This is a genomic window from Klebsiella sp. JN_Kp127, from assembly GCF_040062505.1.
Lineage (GTDB): Bacteria > Pseudomonadota > Gammaproteobacteria > Enterobacterales > Enterobacteriaceae > Klebsiella > Klebsiella quasipneumoniae.
In genome coordinates this window covers 181,615-200,862 of sequence record NZ_JBEAHS010000051.1, presented here as the reverse complement: position 1 = coordinate 200,862, position 19,248 = coordinate 181,615, and the positions used below count along the sequence as shown (strand labels likewise).

Below are 19,248 nucleotides of genomic sequence, written 5' to 3'. Positions count from 1 at the left end.
AGGCGGACATGATTGGGAAACTATTATTCAAGGGGATGATAGCAGGCATTCTGGCTGGACTGGTGGCATTTGCCTTTGCACACCATTTCGGCGAGCCGCAGGTCGATCGTGCTATTGGGATTGAAGACAGTCTGGCCGCTCATACACACCAACACAGCGCGTCGGCTGATGGCGGTGAAGAAGAGGTGTTTAGCCGTCAAACCCAGTCCGGGATCGGGCTAATGGCCGGTATGGTGCTGTTCGGCGCAGCGCTGGGCGGCAGTCTGGCACTGAGCTGGGCCTTTAGCTATCAGCGCTTCGGACTATCGAACCCGCGTCTGTTAGCGTTATGCCTGGCGCTGGTCGGCTTTCTGGTCATGAGCCTGATGCCTGGTCTGAAATACCCACCCAATCCGCCTGCAGTCGGTAACCCGGATACCATCGGCTATCGTACCGAACTGTACTTCGTCATGATGTTGCTTTCCATCGGCATTGTCATCGCGGCCGCGTGGTTATCACATCAGCTAATACCGCGCCTTGGCAGAGGAAATGCGATGATGTGGGCAATGCTGTTCGCTATGGCGCTGATGCTCATGGTTTGTGCCCTGATGCCGACAGTAAACGAAGTGCCCGAACACTTCCCGGCGGACCTCCTATGGCGTTTCCGTATTAGCTCCTTCGGCACGCACCTGGTGCTCTGGAGCGTCATCGGTGTGGCGTTCGGTGCCTTAGCCGAACGTACGCCGGCGACACGTGCGCAACGCCCAGCCTTCCGCCGCGGTTAACATCATGAGAGCGTCGCTAACGCTGATTTGTCAGGGAGAAACGGCAGCGTCCAGTGGTTCACATTTCCCCTGTGATGCCCCTCTGAAGGCGCGGGAATGGCAACGGGCGCGTCAGTTACAAAGCCGTGTCGCCCGTTGTCACCGCGTCTGGATCTCCCCGGAGACCGCCGCCCGACAAACTGCCGCAGCGCTCTCTTTACCGGGTACCCCGGTAATGGAGCTGGCGGAGCCCGACTACGGCATCTGGGCCGGTCGGCCATTACGTGAGGTGATGACGCAAGACGCCGACGCTTTCCTGGCCTGGCTGGAGGGTGAAGCGCCGCCGGGCGGAGAATCACGTGTTCAGCTGTTGGCGCGCTGTGGCCGCTGGCTGACAAAACACGTCGATATTCAAGGACGACACTGTGTAATTGCGTCTGCCTCCACTATCCGTGCCATGATCCTCGCCGTTCTCGGCGCCCCACTTCACTCATTTGCACGTATTGACGTCCACTCGCTCAGCATCACCGAGTTGCGCAGTGACGGACGGCGCTGGAATTATTGTTTATTAAGAGATGACATAAATGGCTAATGCTCGACGGTGTCCCGCTGAAGCCATCAGCAAGTAAGCGCCTTTGGCCATGGATGGCTCCATCTACTTGTCCTGCATCGCTAAACCCAATGCCATAGGACCGCTCAGCCTCCTTCACGACCGGTCCTGCGCAAAAAAGTAAACCTTCCCTGACCATGATTATTTATACTCAGAAAACAGGTCATTAAGAAAGGAAGCCACGCGTTGAAATGGGTAACCTGGTTAAAACGTATCGTGTTGTCCCTGCTGCTGTTGATTGTTGGCGCTCTGGGACTACGCGTTTATGACATTCAGCGCGGGCCCGATCTGCAGCTCTGGCATACCTGGGTTCCGCATGAAATGGGCGCGGATGAAATCGACAATGCTGACTGGAACGATTACCTCCAAAAAGAGAATGCGCTCTTTAGTGAGGTAAAACGCCAGGTTACCGATAAGCTGGACGCTGAACAGCAAACCGAACTGAATCGTTACTACAGTCACAGCCCCATCTATCCGGACTCGTTTCCCACTAACTGGAATCGGTCATACATTATGATGCCGGATGGCAAACCGAAAGGCGCTGTGGTGTTGCTGCATGGTCTGACGGATACACCCTACAGTCTGCGGCATATCGCCGAAAATTACCGGCAACAGGGTTATGTCGCCATCGGTATCAGGTTACCGGGCCACGGGACGGTACCCGCCGGGCTGACCGACGTGGACTGGCAGGACTGGCTGGCCGCCACGCGCCTGGCGGTGAGAGAAGCGAAACGACTGACGGGTCATGATGCGCCCCTGCATATCGTCGGATTTTCCAACGGCGGCGCGCTGGCAATGAAGTATTCGCTGGACGCGCTGGATAATGCCGGACTGGCAAAACCCCAGCGGGTGATCCTGATTTCTCCGATGATCGGTATTACCCGCTTCGCGCGCTTTTCCGGCCTCGCGGGCTGGCCCGCGTTTCTTCCCGCCTTCTCGAAAGCCGCATGGTTAAACATCATGCCTGAGTTTAATCCGTTTAAATATAACTCCTTCCCGACGAACGCCGCCCGTCAGTCGTTTCTGCTGACCAAAGCGTTGCAAAAGCAGATAGTGACGGATTCGAGAAATCATAGGCTTAACAGCTTACCGCCGGTATTGACCTTTCAGTCCGTTGTGGATTCAACGGTCAGTACGCGGGCGATCGTGACGGCGCTGTATAACCGCTTACCGGATAATGGCAGTGAAATTGTCCTGTTCGATTTAAATCATGCGGTCAGGTTTAATTCATTATTACGCCGGACGTCTTACACCGCGCTGGCGCGGTTGCTGCCCGCGGCGCCGCGGGCTTATCAAACCACGATCATCACTAACGCCAATTCCGCCAGTACAGAGATGGAAGTTCGCACCACCCGCGCCGGGAAAACAGACACCACGGTGGAAAAGCTGCAGGGAATGCACTATTTACCGGACGTCTACTCTCTTTCTCATGTCGCGCTCCCCTTCCCCTTGAGCGATTCGCTGTACGGGCGCTATCCCCATCCGCTGAATCAATACGGGATCAGCCTTGGCACGTTTGCAGCTCGCGGCGAGCGTTCTGTGCTGGTTGTGGGTCTGGACTCGCTGATGCGCCAGTCTTCCAATCCGTTCTTTCCCTATATGATCAAACGCATTGACGAAGGGATCGACACTCGCCCGGCGCTCTCCGGAAAATAACTCCCCTCTGGATAAGTGGCCGCCGAGGCCACTTTTTCCTGAGGGCGCTACACTATGCTTTCGCCGACGTCGACAGCCACTGATATATCGAGGACAGGTCCTGCCCGGCAAATCCCGCATCCGCCGCCTGCTGCCACAGTTCGGCGATGTTATCCAGTCCCGGCATGGTGTGCGGCTCGGACAGGGACAAGGCCAGCCGGGCATCTTTCAGCGCATGCGCCAGCTGCATCTGCGGCGCGAATTGCTCATTGGCGATGGCGTCCAGTTTGACTTTGACATAGGGCGCCGCCAGCGGGCCGCCCTCCAGGGCGCTCCACAGCTGGTCGGGGGTAAAGCCCAGCGTCTTCGCCAGCTGTGCGCTTTCCGCGATGCCCTGCATCATCGCAATCAGCCAGGCATTGAGGACCAGCTTCATTTTCTGGCTGTTGCCCGCCTCGCCAAACCACTGCGTCCCACGTGAGATAGCGGCAAATACCTGTTCCGCCGGGCCACACTTTTCACGATCTCCGCTGGCGAGCACCAGGATCTGCGCCTTCTCCGCCGGGGCTTTGGTCCCTGAAACCGGGGCATCGACGAAGGTCATCGCCGGCTGACGCTCCCGCAACAAAGCGATAGCCTCCTGGGTCTCCGCCAGGCCGATGGTGCCCATCTGGCAATAGATCGCCTGCGGCTGACAGGCAGGCGCTATTTGCGCCAGTACCTGCAGGGTAGCCTGACCATCGGCGAGCATACTGATGATCACCTCGGCATCGGCCACCGCCTGCTGCGGCGTGGCGTGCAGGGATAATCCCTGTGCCTGTAAATCCTCGCCGCGCGCTGGCGAACGGTTCCAGCCCGCGACGGTAAAGCCCTTCTTCAACAGATTGCTGGCAAAAGCGTGTCCCATGGCGCCGAGTCCCAGCACCGCGACTTTTGGTAATGTACTCATCTTGTCTGTCCTGATTCGCGTGTTAATAAATGGCGGACTTCTACTATCGCATCTCTGGCACGGATGTCAGTAGCAATAACCGCCATATAAAGTGACACTGTCACTTTATGATAGCCACATTTATCACGGCTCAGGGCTGGCGGAGCCACTCCAGCAAGCGGCGCATCGCTGGCGACAGGCGTTCGTCATCCTGATAGCACAGGCACAGCCGACGCAGCGCCCAGCGATCCTGCAATGTGATAACGGCGAACCGGTAGCGCGGCAGGTAGCGTTCGGCAATAACGCGCGGCAGGATCGCCGCGCCGGCGCCGTGAGCCACCATCTCGCAAAGCCCTTCAAAATGGCTCATCCTGATGCGGACGTTCAGCGCCTGTCCAAGTCCGGCGGCCTGCTCTTCGATATGCTGCTGCAGCGCGCTGGTCTGATAGAGCGCGACCAGCGGCTCATGGATGATCGTTGCGAAAGCCACCTCGGCGGCGTCACTCAAGGCATGGGCCGGCGGCACGATCAGCACCAGGGGATCCTCCGCGACGGGCTCCAGGCGCAACGGCCCGGGGTCGACCGCATCGGACACCACCCCGGCCTGCGCCACGCCAGCCAGAATGCTGCTGACAATATCCGCGCTGGTGCGCTCTTCGGTGTCGATCTGTATCCCGGGATGCGCGGCCATCCACGCGGCGAGCTTGCCCGGCAGAAAAGCCGACATCGCCGAGGTATTGGCAAACAGGCGCAGCGTGCCCTGCTGACCGCGGGCGAAGGCGTGCATCGCCTGGCGCAGACGCCGCTGCTGCTCTAACAACGGACGAGCATGGCGCGCCAGCACCTCCCCGGCCTCGGTCGTTGTCACCCCCCGGGCATGACGGTGCAGCAGCGGCACACCGACCTCCGCCTCCATTTTGCGCAGCCTTTCGCTGGCGGAGGCCAGCGCCAGATGGGCCGCCGCCGCCCCGCCGGTAATGCTGCCGCTATCCACGATGGCGATAAACAGTCGCAGATCGGCGAGATCCAGTCGCATAAGCCCTCCTTCCCTTCGGTTTTACCGTAGCCTGCGGGCAACATACCGCATTGTCCACCCGGCGACCAGCTGTTTCAATGCCCTTCTCTGAGCCGATAAGTGAGCCATGATGTTTGATCTTCACACTCTCTGTTTACTGCTGATCTTTATCGCCGCCGGGCTGGTCAAAGGGGTGACCGGTATGGGACTGCCCACCGTGGCGATGGGCCTGCTTGGCCTGCTGATGCCGCCACCGGCCGCGGCGGCCCTGCTGGTGCTCCCCTCGCTGTTAACCAATCTCTGGCAACTGCTGGCAGGCCCCGCGCTGGCGCAGATTGTGCGTCGCCTCTGGTTAATGATGACCGGGATGATTATCGGCACGCTGGCGGGATCGTCACTGCTCATCCACCTGAACCCGCGGTGGTCGGCGCTGGCGCTGGGCGTCGTGCTGATAGCTTATGCCGGATACGCGCTCCGTGGTCCGGCGGTGCAGGTTTCCGCCCGCGTGGAAAAGCGCCTGTCGCCGCTGATGGGCGGACTGACCGGACTGATCACCGGGGCGACCGGGGTATTCGTTATTCCGGCGGTGCCCTGGCTGCAGGCGCTGGGCTTTCGTCGCGACGAGCTGGTCCAGGCCCTGGGACTGTCGTTCACCCTCTCCACTCTGGCGATGGCGGCCGGCCTCTCCCTGCACGCTGGCTGGCGTGCAGAGTCGCTGCTGCTGTCGGCGCTGGCGCTGTTGCCCGCGCTGCTCGGCATGTGGCTGGGACAACGGATCCGCTCGCGTCTCAGCCCGCAGCGCTTTCGTCAGGGCTTTCTGTTGTTCCTGCTGGCGCTGGGGCTGGAGCTTATCCTCCGGGGGCTGCTGGGGGGATCGGCCTAGCGGCGGGTAATGTGCTTCACATTGTATTTACTGGTGTTCTGGTAGATCTCTGAGAAATCAACGATCGCCCGGTTCTGGGCGTAGCTGACAGACTGCACCCGTAGCAGGAGGCTGTTAGGCGCCACCTGCAGCAGCTCCGCCTGCTCGCGGGTCGCCAGCACCGGCGTATAGCTGCGGTGGCTCTCGATAATGGTGATATGGCACTCTTTTTTGAAATAGTTGAACTTAGACTGCTCAAGGTTACCCACGCTGAGCCACGGAAAAGCGGCGTACGGAATGTAGCTGTTCTCCACCAGGATCGGGACCTCATCAATCAGGCGCAGCCGCCTGACGTAGTAGACTTTCTCTCCCGGCTGGATCTTTAACTGCTGGGCAATGGCCGGTGGGGCGTCAAGCAAGGTGAACTCAATGACCTTATTACGGTAGTTGGTGACCCCCACCACCTGCATCTGGTAGTTAAACCCCTCCAGCTCGCCGCCATGATAGTTACTCTTACGCACAATGCAGGTTCCGCTGCCGTGCCGCCGGGCGATCAGCTTTTCCTCCTCCAGTAGCGCCAGCGCTTTGCGCAGCGTCATCACCGAGACCTGCAGCTCCGCAGCCAGCGCTTTTTCGCTGGGCAGCATATCCCCGACGGCGTAGTCGTCGCTGTTGATACGGGCCTTCAGTTCGGTGGCAATCTTTTTATAAATCACTTTTAGATGTCTCGTTGAGATGGAGGGTGTGGAAAAGAATGACAAATAACGCATTGTATTTACAGATAATAGTTAACTTTTACGCGAAAGATTAGACGTTAACTCATCTATAAAAATGGCTATATTTATATATCTCTCCTGCAACAATATATATGACTTTCGTCACAGATGGCCTTTTTCCTGCTCGGGATCCCGGTGGTCTGCTCCTAGTCTGATAAGCCTATTGATCAGGTGATGACAGCAGGCTATGAAGACGAGAGGACAACCATGATTGGCGTGAAAAAGCTTCAGGACTTTTCCAAGGCGATGATCGGGCCGGTGCTGTATCTGCCGGCTATCGGCCTGTTGATCGCCCTGTTCAGCATGACCACCAACCGGCTGTGGGTGGATGAAAGCAGCGGGATCTATCTGTTAGGGAAATTCGTCTCCAGCATGCTCTGGGCGCTGATGAACAATCTCGGGTTTCTGTTCTGCCTCGGGCTGGCAAGCGGTCTGGCGAAAACCCGCAAAGCCGAAGCCGCTTTCGTGGCGGCCATGACCTGGCTGGTCTACCTGGCGGCGAACAACAGCTGGCTGACCCTGACCCATCGCCTGGCGACCGGGGCCACCAACGCGCAACTGTATGGCAGCGGACAAACCTACATCTTCGGTTTTCAGGTTATCGATATGGGCGTGTTCCTCGGTATTATCCTTGGCTGCGCTGTCGCCTTTGTTCACAATCGCGTGATCGGCATCGAATTTCGCGGCGCGCTGTCGATCTACGGCAACAGCAAGCTGGTGCTGATCGTGATGCTGCCGCTGGTGGGCCTGTTTGCTATCGCCACCGTCTATCTCTGGCCGGTGGTGGAGCTGGGCATCTCGGCGCTGACCGGCTTTATGAAATCGTTTGGCGCCATCGGGGTCTTCCTGTACGGCTTTCTCAACCGCTTCCTGATCCCTACCGGGCTGCATCATCTGATCTGGTCGCCGTTCGTCTTTACCTCTATCGGCGGTCAGTTGCTGATTGATGGCCAGACCGTCATTGGCGCCAAGCCTATTTTCCTCGCCGAAATCGCCCGTCATCCCGTTGACGCGCTCAGTGATTCCGCCCGCTTTTTAACCTATGGGATGGTGAAGATTTTTGGCACCGCCGGTATGGCGCTCGCCTTCTACCGCACGGCGAAACCGGAGAATAAACAGCGACTCAAAGTCACGCTGATCCCCTTAATTGTCACCTCAGTGCTGGTGGGGATCACCGAACCGTTTGAGTTTCTCTTTATCTTCACCGCCCCGCTGCTGTGGCTTATCTACTCCCTGCTGGACGGTTTCTTCCAGATGCTGGCCTGGCTGCTTCACGTGCGGGTCTGCGCCACAAACGGTCTTATCGATTTTGTCGTCTATAACCTGCCCGCCGGCGCCAGCGTGACGCGCTGGCCGGTATTTGTCCTGCTCGGCCTGCTGGAAACCGCCACCATGTACCTGGTCGGCACCTTCTGCATTACCCGCCTGCGAATGCTTACCCCGGGGCGCGAAGCCGCTGCCGATGCGGCGTCTTCCCCACAGACGGATCAGGCGCATGGCGATTCAGACAGAGGCGCGCTGGTGATTGCGGGGCTGGGCGGTAAAGAGAATGTTTGTACGGTGGAAAACTGTTTTACCCGTCTGCGGGTCGATGTGCGCGACCCCACTCTCATCCAGCAGACGCTGTTGAAAGAGAGCGGCGGGAGCAGCGTGCTGATTAAAGGCAATCATGTCCAGGTGATCTATGGCCTGGGGGTTAACAAAATTCGAACGGCGGTCAACGCCAGTCTGGGTGTAACTGAATAACGAGGTGGTAAATGAAAGATAACTTTGTGGTCACGATTGCCGGCGGCGGGAGTACCTACACGCCAGGGATTGTCATGATGCTGCTGGAAAATATGGCGCGCTTTCCCCTGCGGGAGATCCGTCTGTACGATAACCATCACGAGCGTCAGAAGACCATCGGCGACGCCTGCGCCATTCTGGTGGCTGAACGCTTCCCGCAGGTGAAGTTCAGCTATACCACCGATCCGCAGGCGGCCTTCACCGACGTTGATTTTGTGATGGCGCATATTCGCGTTGGCCTGTATGAAATGCGGGAAAAGGATGAAAAGATCCCGCTGAAATATGGCGTGCCGGGCCAGGAAACCTGTGGGCCGGGGGGGATCGCCTACGGTATGCGCTCGATTGCCGGCGTACTGGAGCTGGTCGATTATATGCAGCAATACGCCCCGGGGGCGTGGATGCTCAACTACTCCAATCCGGCGGCCATCGTCGCGGAAGCGACCCGTCGCCTGCGTCCCGACGCGCGCATTATCAACATCTGCGATATGCCGGTGGCCATTGAGGGGCTGTTTGCCGACATCCTCGGTCTGCCGTCCCGCAAGGCACTGAACGTCCGCTACTACGGCCTGAATCATTTTGGCTGGTGGACCAGCATCACCGATAAAGCCGGTAACGATCTGATGCCGGCGCTGAAGCGTCACGTGGCGGAGCAGGGTTACAGTAGCCCAAAAGAGGATTTTCAGCATAAGGCGCCGAGCTGGATCGAGACCTTTAAAAAGGTGAAGGATGTGTTTGCCCTTGATCCCCTGACCCTGCCTAACACTTACCTGAAATACTACCTCTACCCTGACTACGAGGTGGCGCACTCTGACCCGGACTTTACGCGGGCCAACGAGGTGATGGCCGGACGTGAAAAAGAGGTCTTCGATATGGCCCGGGAGATCACCCGTCGCGGCACCGCGGAAGGCGCGCATTTCCACGCCGGGGCCCATGCCACTTTCATCGTCGACCTCGCCTGCGCCATCGCCTTTAACACCCAGGAGCGGATGCTGTTGATCGTGGAGAACAACGGGGCAATCGCCAACTTTGACGAAACGGCGATGGTGGAAGTCCCCTGCCTGGTGGGCGTCAACGGCCCGGAACCGCTGGCGATGGGAAAAATCCCTTCGTTCCAGAAAGGGTTGATGGAGCAGCAGGTGGCGGTGGAGAAGCTAGTGGTTGACGCCTGGATCGAGGGCAGCTACCAGAAACTGTGGCAGGCCATCACCCTGTCGAAAACGGTGCCCAGCGCCGCGGTGGCGAAAGCGATCCTCGATGAGCTGATCGTCGCCAACGAAGGTTACTGGCCCGCGCTGCACTGATTTTTTGCCGCAACCCTGCCGGGAGACCTTCTCTCCGCAGGGTTATCAGCGGCACCCGTCCCGCGATGCCTGCCCCATAACCTCCCTCCGCACAGACGCGTCAATGGCCTGCGCTACCCCCTCCAGACCGACGCCCCAGAGTCGCCAGCCACGCTTTTCCCTAATCGGAGTAATGAAATATAAATTCTATTCTTCGATATTATGGCGTAAAAATGTGATCTGCGTTGTATTCTTTGAGTTACATTAACCCACTGAAAACAACATCATTATTACTCACTCGCAAAATTAACCCCCTTTTCATGGGGATATCGCGCTGCATGCCATTGTGATTGGCTTCATGTATTTACCTTCCTGCAACACTGATTTGAAATTAAATTTTCATAATGTGATCTTGTAGCATGCTCGTTCCATTTCTTTGTGCCATATTCTTATCACAGTAAATCGCCGGAACGACAGCAACATGCCACACCAGGGCGCTGTCCTGCCGACGCACTGAAGACCGCTAACCCCGAAAAGGAGAACGGATATCGACAACATCCATATCACCACCAAGCCGTAAACCTCTTTGACCGCCATTGCTTAGCGTACCCTGCCATGTGCCGAGCAATTACACAAAGAAGAAAATCATTGAATTCAGTTAGATACGACAACACAGGCGTGATAAATCCTGACTGGGGAGATGTATTTTTATCTTGTGTCGTTCAACAAAATAAAGGGACTACCATGTCATTTATAACAAACCTGAACCAGCAACAGAGAAAACGACTTCATCAGATCACCTTAGTGGCCACCTTCGGCGGCCTGCTTTTCGGTTACGACACTGGCGTTATCAACGGCGCCTTTTCCTCACTGAAGCAGTACATGGCGCTGACCCCGACCACCGAAGGGCTGGTGATGAGCGTCCTGCTGGTCGGCGCCGCGCTGGGCAGCGTGTTTGGCGGCAAGTTTGCCGACTACTTCGGCCGGCGCAAATACTTACTCTTCCTCTCCTTTATCTTTCTCATCGGCGCCCTGCTTTCCGCCGCGGCTCCCGATATCACCACCCTGCTGATTGCCCGCGCCCTGCTGGGCTACGCCGTCGGCGGCGCCTCGGTTACCGCTCCGACCTTTATTTCTGAAGTGGCGCCCACCGAGATGCGCGGCAAGCTGACCGGCCTGAATGAAGTCGCCATCGTTATCGGCCAGCTGGCGGCGTTTGCCATTAACGCGATCATTGGCATCATCTGGGGCCATCTGCCGGACGTCTGGCGCTATATGCTGTTGGTGCAGGCGATCCCCGCTATCTGCCTGTTTGTTGGTATGTGGCGCGCGCCGGAAAGTCCGCGCTGGCTGATCAGCAAAAACCGCCACGAAGAAGCGCTGCATATTCTCAAACAGATCCGCCCGGCGGAACGCGCACAGAAAGAGTATGACGACATCTCCACCCTGATCAAAATTGAAGCCGGCAATAAGTACAGCACTCAGAACACCTTCACCACTATCCTCACAACGCCATGGATCCTCAAAATTTTGCTGGTGGGCATTACCTGGGCCGCACTGCAGCAAACCACCGGGGTGAACGTCATTATGTATTACGGTACGGAAATCCTGAGTGCCGCCGGCTTCTCAGAGCGTACCTCGCTGATCTGTAACGTGCTGAACGGTGTCTTCTCCGTCGGCGGTATGCTGATTGGCGTGCTGTTCCTTGTCGACCGCTTCAAACGTAAGACGATCATCATCTACGGCTTCGCCATTATGGCCACGCTGCATCTGATTATCGCCGCGGTTGACTACACCCTGGTGGGCGATCTGAAAGCCACCGCTATCTGGCTTCTGGGCGCACTGTTCGTCGGCGTGATGCAGGGCTCGATGGGCTTTATCACCTGGGTGGTATTAGCCGAGCTGTTCCCGCTGAAATTCCGCGGACTGTCGATGGGGATCTCGGTATTTTTCATGTGGATCATGAACGCGGTAGTCAGCTACCTGTTCCCGCTGCTGCAGGCGAAACTGGGCCTGGGGCCGGTCTTCTTCATCTTCGCGGCCATCAACTATTTGGCGATTCTGTTCGTGGTGTTCGCCCTGCCGGAGACCTCCAATAAATCGCTGGAGCAGTTAGAAGCAGAGCTGTCAGCGAATCATGAGGATAAAAAATCCACTCGTCTCACCAGGGAGGTTGGCTATGATCGATAACATCACGCTGGATAATCTGCACATCGGCTGCAAGGCCAGTAATAAAGCGGAAGTCATCGCCATGATTGGCGCGGAGTGTAAAGCCAAAGGCTATGTCAATCAGGAGTGCGTTCACTTTCTGCTGGAGCGTGAACATCAGGTTTCCACTTTTTTGGGCAATGGCATCACCCTGCCGCATCTGCCGAAATCAGCGACGGATATCATCCTTAAAACCGGGATTGAGATCTTTCAGTTTCCTGATGGCGTTATCTGGGATCGCGGCAACGTGATGTTTATTGCCATTGGCGTGATTGCGAAAGAGAAAGAGCATATTGACGTGCTCAAAGAAATTGCCTCGATATTCAGCGATGAGCTGATCGCGAATGCGCTGTCATTAATCTCTGACAAAAATGACTTCCTGAAGATCCTCCAGCATAACGCGCTGCCCCATTAAGTGCGCCACCGGCCGGGGCGCTGCCCCCGGCCCCTCCATTTATTGGTCTGGCAGCAAACAGACATTGCGAAAAATCTAATTTTCCCCGTTATCACGTCAATCACAATAATAACCGGGGAAATTAACGCATATTAAATTGCTATCAAATCTATTTATTATGCGACCCCCTTATCTGACACACTAAAATCATCAATAAAAACATAATTTTAAGCATTGAAATAGTGTTTTAACCTCTGTTTTGGCAATCAGGCCGCGAGTGCCGCGCGCCAGTAATTCCTGCGCTATCCCATTAGTTTTGATTTAAATCAATACCTCTTTCATGGTTAAAATGCATTTTACAGCGCGATTATTTTGGCAAGGTGTATACGACATTGGTTTTACGATTTGGATATTTATTTAGCCGGCCCGCAAGCCTGTGGGGATGGCTGATGTGTAACGCGCTTAACGGTATCGCGATCGTCCTTTGCTTTCGCGGGATAAGCGTCGTGACAGGCTATCGTCAAGCGGTCTGGCAGGTCATCATCACGCTGGCTATTATTATATCGACCTGGTATAGCGCTAATTATTTCGCCGCCCTGGAAGCGCGGCGCGACAGACGACGCTTTCTGCTGCTGGCCTGGGTGGTCATGACCATTCTGTTGAATTTCATTCACCTGAGCGGTGGTGAATACCGTTATTAAAGGAGCATGCCCATGACGCTGGCGATGCTGTGGGTACTTATCACTCACCATAAAGGGCTCGCGCTCTTGCTGGTCGTGATAATTGCACTGCTGTTTATTGCGCTTACCCCGCTGGTCAAAAAACTGCTGAGCACCCTTCACGATCGTTCCTGACCTTTCTCCCATAGCCGCCAACAGGCGGCTATCTCTCCTCCTGATGGACTGAATCCGCCACCAGCCTCAGCGGCATGCCACCTGCTACTGCGCGCATAAAAAGAAATGAGAACCATTATCAATGAAGCTATGCTAACGTGTCAGCCCAGGCAAAACGCCAGATGACAGAGAACAGGGGGACAGACGAGGTGAAGCAGGATTCAGGGATCATCACAGCGCGGCAGACGCACGGATTGCTGACGCTGGCGATAGGCGCGCTCTTCTACAGCAGCGGCAGTTTCGCCCGGCCGGATCTGCAGCCGCTGGGACCGAATATTGCGGATAAAGGGTCAGCTTTCTATCATTTTACCCAGCGCCAGTACGACTCTGCCGATGGTGAACGCCATTACCGGGTGTGGACCGCGGTGCCGGATAAAGCGCCGCCGGCCGCCGGTTACCCGGTGCTGTATATGCTGGACGGCAATGCGGTGATGGATAAACTCAACGACGCGTTTCTGCAACAGCTCTCCGCCGGTTCCCCACCGGTCATCGTCGCTATTGGTTACCAGACGGCGCTGCCCTTCGATACCGCCGCCCGGGCCTGGGATTACACTCCGCCGCTGAAGACGCATGAACCTCGCGCCGGGAAAACCGCGCTGCCGCCGCGAAAAACCGGGGGTAATGATCTGTTTCGTCAGCTGCTGAGCGAAACGATGGTTCCGCAAACAGAAGCTAACCTGAAAATCGATCCCCGCCAGCGCGCTATCTGGGGCCACTCTTACGGCGGACTGTTTGTACTCGACGCGTGGCGAAACCACTCCCTTTTCAGGATCTACTATTCTGCCAGCCCGTCGCTTGGCCAGGCGCAGACGTCTCCCCTGAAGGACACCCAGACCCTTGATGCCACCGCGTTTACCGGGACGTCCCTGTATCTGCTGGAAGGCGACGGAAAAGCCGCTGGCGAGCCCTCCGGGCATGAAGCGTCCCTGGGCGTACTGCGTCAGACCCAGCAGCAGCTGGCCAGCAACGGTCTGACGGTGCAATTCTGGCGCTACCCTGGCCTGACGCACGGTCAGATGTTCGAGGTCTCCCTGCGCGCGGCACTGCTGCACCTTTCCGGGCAGCCTACGTTAGCGCATCAGTAACGATCCCGCGCCCACCAGCCAACGGCGGGTGCGTTAATTCTGCCGTAGCAGATGTTTAACATCGACCGGCTCGCCGAACAGAAAGCCCTGCATTTCGTCGCATCCCTCTTCTTCGAGGATTTGCCGTTGCCCCTCGGTTTCTACCCCTTCGGCGATAAGCGGGGTATTGATTGAGTTGCCCAGCGAGATAATCGCCCGCACGAACGAGCGAACCTGAGGATTGCTCTCCACATCCTGCATAAAGCTACGGTCGAGCTTGATGACGTCGAAATGAAAATCGCGCAGCATGCTCAGGGAGGAGTAACCGGTGCCGAAATCATCCAGCGCAATACTGATGCCCATCTTTTGCAGATGATGCAGCACGCTGAACGCCAGCTGTTTATTGATGATAAACGCCGTCTCCGTCACTTCAAATTCCAGCAGGCTAACCGGATAAGCGGTTCGCATCAGGATCTCGCGGACTTTTTCGATAAAGCTGCGGTGACGCAACTGTACCGGTGAGATATTGACTGAGATTTTTTTATTCAGCCGATTATCCAGTGATTCGCTGCACACCTGCTCCAGTACCCAGTAGCCTAATGGCACAATAGCGCCACTCTCTTCGGCGATGGGAATAAACACCTCCGGCGGGATAGCCCCCAGCTGCGGATGCTGCCAGCGCAACAGCGCTTCATAACCGGTGATGCGACGATCTTTAATGTTGCGGATCGCCTGATAGTGAAGCGAAAACTCCCCCGCCTGAATACCGCGGCGGATGTCGGCGGCCATCATATTCCGCTGCCGCGTCTTGTCGTCCATCTCACGTTCGTACCAGCAAATCTTGTGGTCGAGACTGCTCTTTGCCCGATACATGGCCAGATCGGAATTGCTCAGTACCGTATTAATATCCGTCCCGTCCTCCGGGTAGACGGAGATACCTATGCTGGCGGAGAGGATCACTTCCGTCGCGGCAAACGTCTGCTTACCGCTGAAGCAGTGCCAGAGACGGGTGGCAAAGGCGTCCACCTCGCTTTCATCGGCAAAAGGTTTGACGGCCACAAACTCATCGCCGCCGAAGCGGGCGACCATCTCCTCCTTCTGCAGCGTTTTCAGCACGGCGCCTGCCACGCGCTGCAGCAGCTGATCGCCAATAAGATGGCCCTGCAGATCGTTAATCTCTTTAAACTTATCTAAATCGATGGTGAAAACGGCAAAGCGGCGGGCGTCATTACCGGTGATCAGCTTTTCCACCCGCTCAAAGAACTCCACCCGATTGGGTAAACCGGTCAGCGCATCGTAGCGCGCCATCCACGCGATGCGGTCATTGATCGCCTTCTGTTCGCTGATGTCGCGGGTAATTTTGGCAAAGCCCAGCAGGTTATGTTGTTCATCGCGGATGGCATTGATCATGACATGCGCCCAGAACCGGGAGCCATCTTTACGATACCGCCAGCCTTCGCCTTCGAACTGGCCGCTACGCAGGGCAATTTGCAGATTTTTTGCCGGCACCCTGGAGAGCTGTTCGGCTTCGCTATAGAAGAGACCGAAGTAGCGACCGACGATCTCGTCGCTCAGGTACCCTTTTGCCCGGCGGGCGCCCTCGTTCCAGCTGATGACCGTCCCATCGGCGCTCAACATATAGATGGCATAATCTTTAACACTTTCAATAAAGTGGCGATAGGCAATGTCCGTCAGGTGATCGTTACTCATGGTACAGCGCTCTCTGTGGCTCGGTCGTGGCAAAACGCATTAGATATAACAGAATCACGCCCATAATGAATACAAGGTTAAGGTGTTTTATGGTCGCCTTTCCGGGCCGACCGCGCGGTGCATACGCCTGTTAAGCGTAGTGGACCTGGCCATCTTCGGGAGTGACAAACTCGGCGATTTTCGCACTTAGGTCGCCCACTAATAGTTACTTTTATTGATTAAAAAGTTTGATTGAAAGAATAAATAAAAGGAGTAATGTTAATAATACTTTCTATGGAGGTTAAATATGTTGCGTGATTATTTAAAAGTGGAAAAAGAAGATCGCCTGGTTGAACAACAGAGTCGTCATGACAATAGTCAGCATTATTCTTCGGTGACCGAATGGGTTATTTTAAGTAAAGATGGCCAGCGTAAAGGTCGGGTATCCCTGTTTGACCGCTTCACCACCCGCCGCTCCTGGAGCGACAGCTTCCGCATTACGCAGTTCGATAATGCAGGTAAAGTGGTGGTGGATAAACTCACTGACGCGCTGTAAATCTCCCGGATTCCCGGCCTGACGGGAGAATATTCATACGCAAAATTAACACCTGCATAAAATATATTGATGCGTCGCCATCATGTTATTTTCATTCCGCATACTGATAACCTAATGGGTAATTTTCGCCATGGTAAACAGCGCGAATTTTTAACCCGAACACATGCTGAAAAATAAGCCCGCCGGTCGGGCTTTTTTGCATGGTGTTCGCCGCCCAGGCCACAAAATGCCAGGGACATCCCGCGCTGGATGGTATACGATACATATACGAATCATATATGGGTTGTTGCTATGGGAATCGTCAAAATCTCCGATCTGCTGCACGATGACATTCGTGATGCCAGCAAAGCCATGTCCCGCTCCGCCAATGCGCAGGCGGAATACTGGATCCGTCTGGGCATGATGAGCGAACTCTACCCCGAGCTTAACCACCAGCAGATCAAACTGCTGATGCTGAAATCCGGCTCTGACCGTCTGCTGGAGGTGATCAATGCCATCAATAATCATTAAAACCGCCGATGAGCTCGCGCGCCAGCGTCATGCCGGCCAGCTGCTGGCATCGGTGTTTGCCATGCTGGATACCTTTATCGTTCCCGGCGTGACGACGATGGAAATCAACGATCGAGTGGAAGATTTTATCGTCAACCAGCTGCACGCCCGCCCGGCCAGCAAGGGGCAATACGACTTTCCCTATGTGTTGAACACCTCGATTAACGACGTGGTCTGCCATGGGATCCCCAAGGCGACCGAGCATCTGCGCTCCGGGATGATCGTTAACGTCGATATTACCCTCGAGAAAGCGGGCATGATCGCTGACTCCAGTAAGATGTACCTGATAGGCGACGTTTCCCCGCTGGCCCGCCGGCTGGTAAAGACCACCTATGAAGCGATGTGGAAAGGCATTGAGGTGGTAAAACCTGGCGCGACGCTGGGCGACATCGGCCATGCCATTCAGCGCTGGGTCGAGGACCATGGCTACAGCGTGGTCAGAGAATACTGCGGTCACGGCGTCGGTCAGGAAATGCATGAAGAGCCGCAGGTGCTGCACTACGGCAGGCCCGGGGAAGGCGCCGTGCTGCGGGAAGGCATGGTATTCACTATTGAACCGATGGTGAACCAGGGCAACAGTCGTATCAAGACCAAAAAGGATGGCTGGACGGTGGTCACCCGCGATAAAAAACTCTCCGCGCAGTGGGAGCACACCGTGGCGGTGACCGCCAACGGTTTTGAGGTATTGACGCTGCGCGACGACGAGCAGTCGCGGATCCGCTGAGTTACCTGTTCGCTTTGCCGAGGCGCCCATAACGGATAATCCTGCCCGGGGCCGGGAATGCTGAGGTACCTTCTGGCGGGGCAGCCCGACTGACGCCTCTCTCTTGATGGCCGCAGTCCGAACAAGGAATTGCTCTGACCGGCGAATCGTAAGAGAATAGCGCCTACACGCGACGATCTGATTACACGGGAGTTCATCATCAGCCATTCTCGTCGATTCCCCTTAGCCAGCAAAGTGGCGCTGGCAGGCGCGGCGCTCATCGCCGCCGGCATGCTGTTCAGCTGCACCAGTAAGGCCCCGAAATCCCTCGTCACGCCGCCGAAGAGCGCGGCCGTTAAAGCCGGTCAGACGCACCGGGAGCCGGTACGCGGCGTCTGGCTGACCACCGTCTCGCGCCTTGACTGGCCGCCGGTCGGGTCGATTATCGCCAGTACGCCGGAAAGCCGCATCACGCAGCAGAAGCTGGCGCTGATCGCCAAACTCGATAATCTGCAGCGCCTGGGGGTCAACACCGTCTTTTTCCAGGTGAAACCGGACGGTACGGCGCTCTGGCGGTCGGATATTCTGCCGTGGTCCGATATGCTGACCGGCAAAATCGGCGAATATCCCGGCTACGATCCGCTGCAGTTTATGCTGGATGAAGCGCACAAGCGCGGCATGAAGGTTCACGCGTGGTTTAACCCTTACCGCGTCTCGGTCAACACCAAACCGTCCACCATTGCCGAGCTGAATAACACCCTCACTCAGGTACCGGCCAGCGTGTTTGTCCTGCACCGTAACTGGATCCGCACCGCCAGCGACCGCTTTGTTCTCGACCCGGGTATTCCCGAAGCGCGTGACTGGATCACCAGCATCGTCGCTGAAGTGGTGCAGAACTACCCGATTGACGGCGTGCAGTTCGATGACTATTTCTACACCGAAACCGCCGCTTCCCCGCTTAACGACAACGAGACCTTCCGCCGTTACGGGCAGGGCTATGCCTCGAAGGGCGACTGGCGGCGGCATAACACTCAACAGCTTATTGCCCAGGTCTCCGCGACCATTAAAAAACTCAATCCGAACGTCGAGTTTGGCGTAAGCCCGGCCGGGGTGTGGCGCAACCGCTCCCACGATCCAGCGGGGTCTGATACCCGTGGCGCGGCCGCCTATGATGAATCCTATGCCGATACCCGCAGCTGGGTGCAGCAGGGACTGCTCGACTACATCGCCCCGCAGATCTACTGGCCATTTGCCCGCGATGCGGCGCGCTATGATGTGCTGGCCAACTGGTGGGCCGAGGTGGTTAAGCCCACGCATACCCGGCTGTATATTGGCGTGGCGCTGTACAAGGTGGGTGAACCGTCCAAAAATGAGCCTGACTGGACGGTGGATGGCGGCGTGCCGGAGCTGAAAAAGCAGCTCGATCTCAATGAGTCCCTGCCGCAGATCCAGGGCACCATCCTGTTCCGCGAAAACAACCTCAATCAGCCGCAGACCCGGCAGGCGGTTAACTACCTGCGCAGCCGCTGGGGGCAGCCGCAGAGCTAACCGCCACTCG

Annotated in this window: 19 protein-coding genes; 15 read left to right on the top strand and 4 right to left on the bottom strand. The window is 56.6% G+C overall.

Annotated elements, in window-relative coordinates; all coding sequences use genetic code 11:
* Window positions 1-8 precede the first annotated feature (8 nt).
* The 3 genes from ABLV04_RS20125 to ABLV04_RS20115 all read left to right on the top strand — a co-directional run bounded on the left by ABLV04_RS20125 (window position 9) and on the right by ABLV04_RS20115 (window position 3,009).
* Window positions 9-764 carry a CbtA family protein gene (locus ABLV04_RS20125; RefSeq protein ID WP_180265937.1) on the top strand — a complete coding sequence of 252 codons (756 nt, stop codon included), beginning with the start codon at window positions 9-11 and terminating at the stop codon, window positions 762-764.
* Window positions 765-768: 4 nt separating this feature from the next.
* Window positions 769-1,335 (top strand): histidine phosphatase family protein, encoded by a 567-nt coding sequence (locus ABLV04_RS20120; RefSeq protein WP_064154773.1) that lies wholly within the window; start codon window positions 769-771, stop codon window positions 1,333-1,335.
* A 204-nt stretch (window positions 1,336-1,539) separates the two neighbouring features.
* Entirely contained in the window at window positions 1,540-3,009 is a 1,470-nt protein-coding gene (locus ABLV04_RS20115; RefSeq protein ID WP_180265938.1) for an alpha/beta hydrolase, read from the top strand.
* A gap of 52 nt (window positions 3,010-3,061) precedes the next feature.
* On the opposite strand, the gene ABLV04_RS20110 is transcribed toward ABLV04_RS20115, so the two are convergent.
* Complete coding sequence (locus ABLV04_RS20110) at window positions 3,062-3,937, bottom strand: NAD(P)-dependent oxidoreductase (protein ID WP_044523052.1); 876 nt, start codon at window positions 3,935-3,937, stop codon at window positions 3,062-3,064.
* Between the two features lie 130 nt (window positions 3,938-4,067).
* Entirely contained in the window at window positions 4,068-4,952 is an 885-nt protein-coding gene (locus tag ABLV04_RS20105; protein ID WP_087824289.1) for a LysR substrate-binding domain-containing protein, read from the bottom strand.
* Window positions 4,953-5,061: 109 nt separating this feature from the next.
* Here ABLV04_RS20105 and ABLV04_RS20100 point away from each other — a divergent pair, with 109 nt between their 5' ends.
* Window positions 5,062-5,814 carry a sulfite exporter TauE/SafE family protein gene (locus ABLV04_RS20100; protein WP_180265988.1) on the top strand — a complete coding sequence of 251 codons (753 nt, stop codon included), beginning with the start codon at window positions 5,062-5,064 and terminating at the stop codon, window positions 5,812-5,814.
* Here the strand turns inward: ABLV04_RS20100 and ABLV04_RS20095 are convergent.
* The gene (locus tag ABLV04_RS20095) at window positions 5,811-6,509 is read right to left on the bottom strand and encodes a UTRA domain-containing protein (RefSeq protein WP_004205898.1); all 699 of its coding nucleotides are present in this window, start codon (window positions 6,507-6,509) and stop codon (window positions 5,811-5,813) included. The genes ABLV04_RS20100 and ABLV04_RS20095 overlap by 4 nt on opposite strands.
* A 267-nt stretch (window positions 6,510-6,776) precedes the next feature.
* Between ABLV04_RS20095 and ABLV04_RS20090 the strand changes: the two genes are divergently transcribed.
* From ABLV04_RS20090 to ABLV04_RS20060, 7 genes are all read left to right on the top strand, one after another.
* Window positions 6,777-8,315, top strand: coding sequence for a PTS transporter subunit EIIC (locus ABLV04_RS20090; protein ID WP_180265989.1), 1,539 nt, complete (start codon window positions 6,777-6,779; stop codon window positions 8,313-8,315).
* Window positions 8,316-8,326: 11 nt separating this feature from the next.
* Window positions 8,327-9,655 carry a 6-phospho-alpha-glucosidase gene (locus tag ABLV04_RS20085; RefSeq protein WP_023289677.1) on the top strand — a complete coding sequence of 443 codons (1,329 nt, stop codon included), beginning with the start codon at window positions 8,327-8,329 and terminating at the stop codon, window positions 9,653-9,655.
* Between the two features lie 723 nt (window positions 9,656-10,378).
* The gene (locus ABLV04_RS20080; protein ID WP_032452833.1) at window positions 10,379-11,824 is read left to right on the top strand and encodes a sugar porter family MFS transporter; all 1,446 of its coding nucleotides are present in this window, start codon (window positions 10,379-10,381) and stop codon (window positions 11,822-11,824) included.
* The gene (locus ABLV04_RS20075) at window positions 11,814-12,257 is read left to right on the top strand and encodes a PTS sugar transporter subunit IIA (protein WP_032452832.1); all 444 of its coding nucleotides are present in this window, start codon (window positions 11,814-11,816) and stop codon (window positions 12,255-12,257) included. The genes ABLV04_RS20080 and ABLV04_RS20075 overlap by 11 nt, the downstream gene beginning before the upstream one ends.
* Before the next feature lie 428 nt (window positions 12,258-12,685).
* The gene (locus tag ABLV04_RS20070; protein ID WP_023289674.1) at window positions 12,686-12,937 is read left to right on the top strand and encodes a hypothetical protein; all 252 of its coding nucleotides are present in this window, start codon (window positions 12,686-12,688) and stop codon (window positions 12,935-12,937) included.
* 12 nt (window positions 12,938-12,949) lie between these two features.
* Window positions 12,950-13,090, top strand: coding sequence for a hypothetical protein (locus tag ABLV04_RS20065; protein ID WP_023289673.1), 141 nt, complete (start codon window positions 12,950-12,952; stop codon window positions 13,088-13,090).
* A gap of 188 nt (window positions 13,091-13,278) precedes the next feature.
* Window positions 13,279-14,214, top strand: a complete 936-nt coding sequence (locus tag ABLV04_RS20060; protein ID WP_032428839.1) for an alpha/beta hydrolase-fold protein — start codon at window positions 13,279-13,281, stop codon at window positions 14,212-14,214.
* Between the two features lie 33 nt (window positions 14,215-14,247).
* Here the strand turns inward: ABLV04_RS20060 and ABLV04_RS20055 are convergent, their stop codons facing one another.
* The gene (locus ABLV04_RS20055) at window positions 14,248-15,903 is read right to left on the bottom strand and encodes an EAL domain-containing protein (protein ID WP_101861587.1); all 1,656 of its coding nucleotides are present in this window, start codon (window positions 15,901-15,903) and stop codon (window positions 14,248-14,250) included.
* A gap of 286 nt (window positions 15,904-16,189) precedes the next feature.
* On the opposite strand from ABLV04_RS20055, the gene ABLV04_RS20050 reads away from it, so the two are divergent.
* The 4 genes from ABLV04_RS20050 (at window position 16,190) to ABLV04_RS20035 (ending at window position 19,238) form a co-directional block, all read left to right on the top strand.
* The gene (locus ABLV04_RS20050; protein ID WP_004205912.1) at window positions 16,190-16,438 is read left to right on the top strand and encodes a hypothetical protein; all 249 of its coding nucleotides are present in this window, start codon (window positions 16,190-16,192) and stop codon (window positions 16,436-16,438) included.
* Window positions 16,439-16,729: 291 nt separating this feature from the next.
* On the top strand, window positions 16,730-16,948 hold the full coding sequence (locus ABLV04_RS20045) for a ParD-like family protein (protein WP_180265939.1): 219 nt from the start codon (window positions 16,730-16,732) through the stop codon (window positions 16,946-16,948).
* Window positions 16,929-17,711, top strand: coding sequence for a type I methionyl aminopeptidase (map, locus tag ABLV04_RS20040; RefSeq protein WP_180265940.1), 783 nt, complete (start codon window positions 16,929-16,931; stop codon window positions 17,709-17,711). The genes ABLV04_RS20045 and map overlap by 20 nt, the downstream gene beginning before the upstream one ends.
* Before the next feature lie 234 nt (window positions 17,712-17,945).
* Entirely contained in the window at window positions 17,946-19,238 is a 1,293-nt protein-coding gene (locus ABLV04_RS20035; RefSeq protein WP_023289669.1) for a glycoside hydrolase family 10 protein, read from the top strand.
* Window positions 19,239-19,248 lie beyond the last annotated feature (10 nt).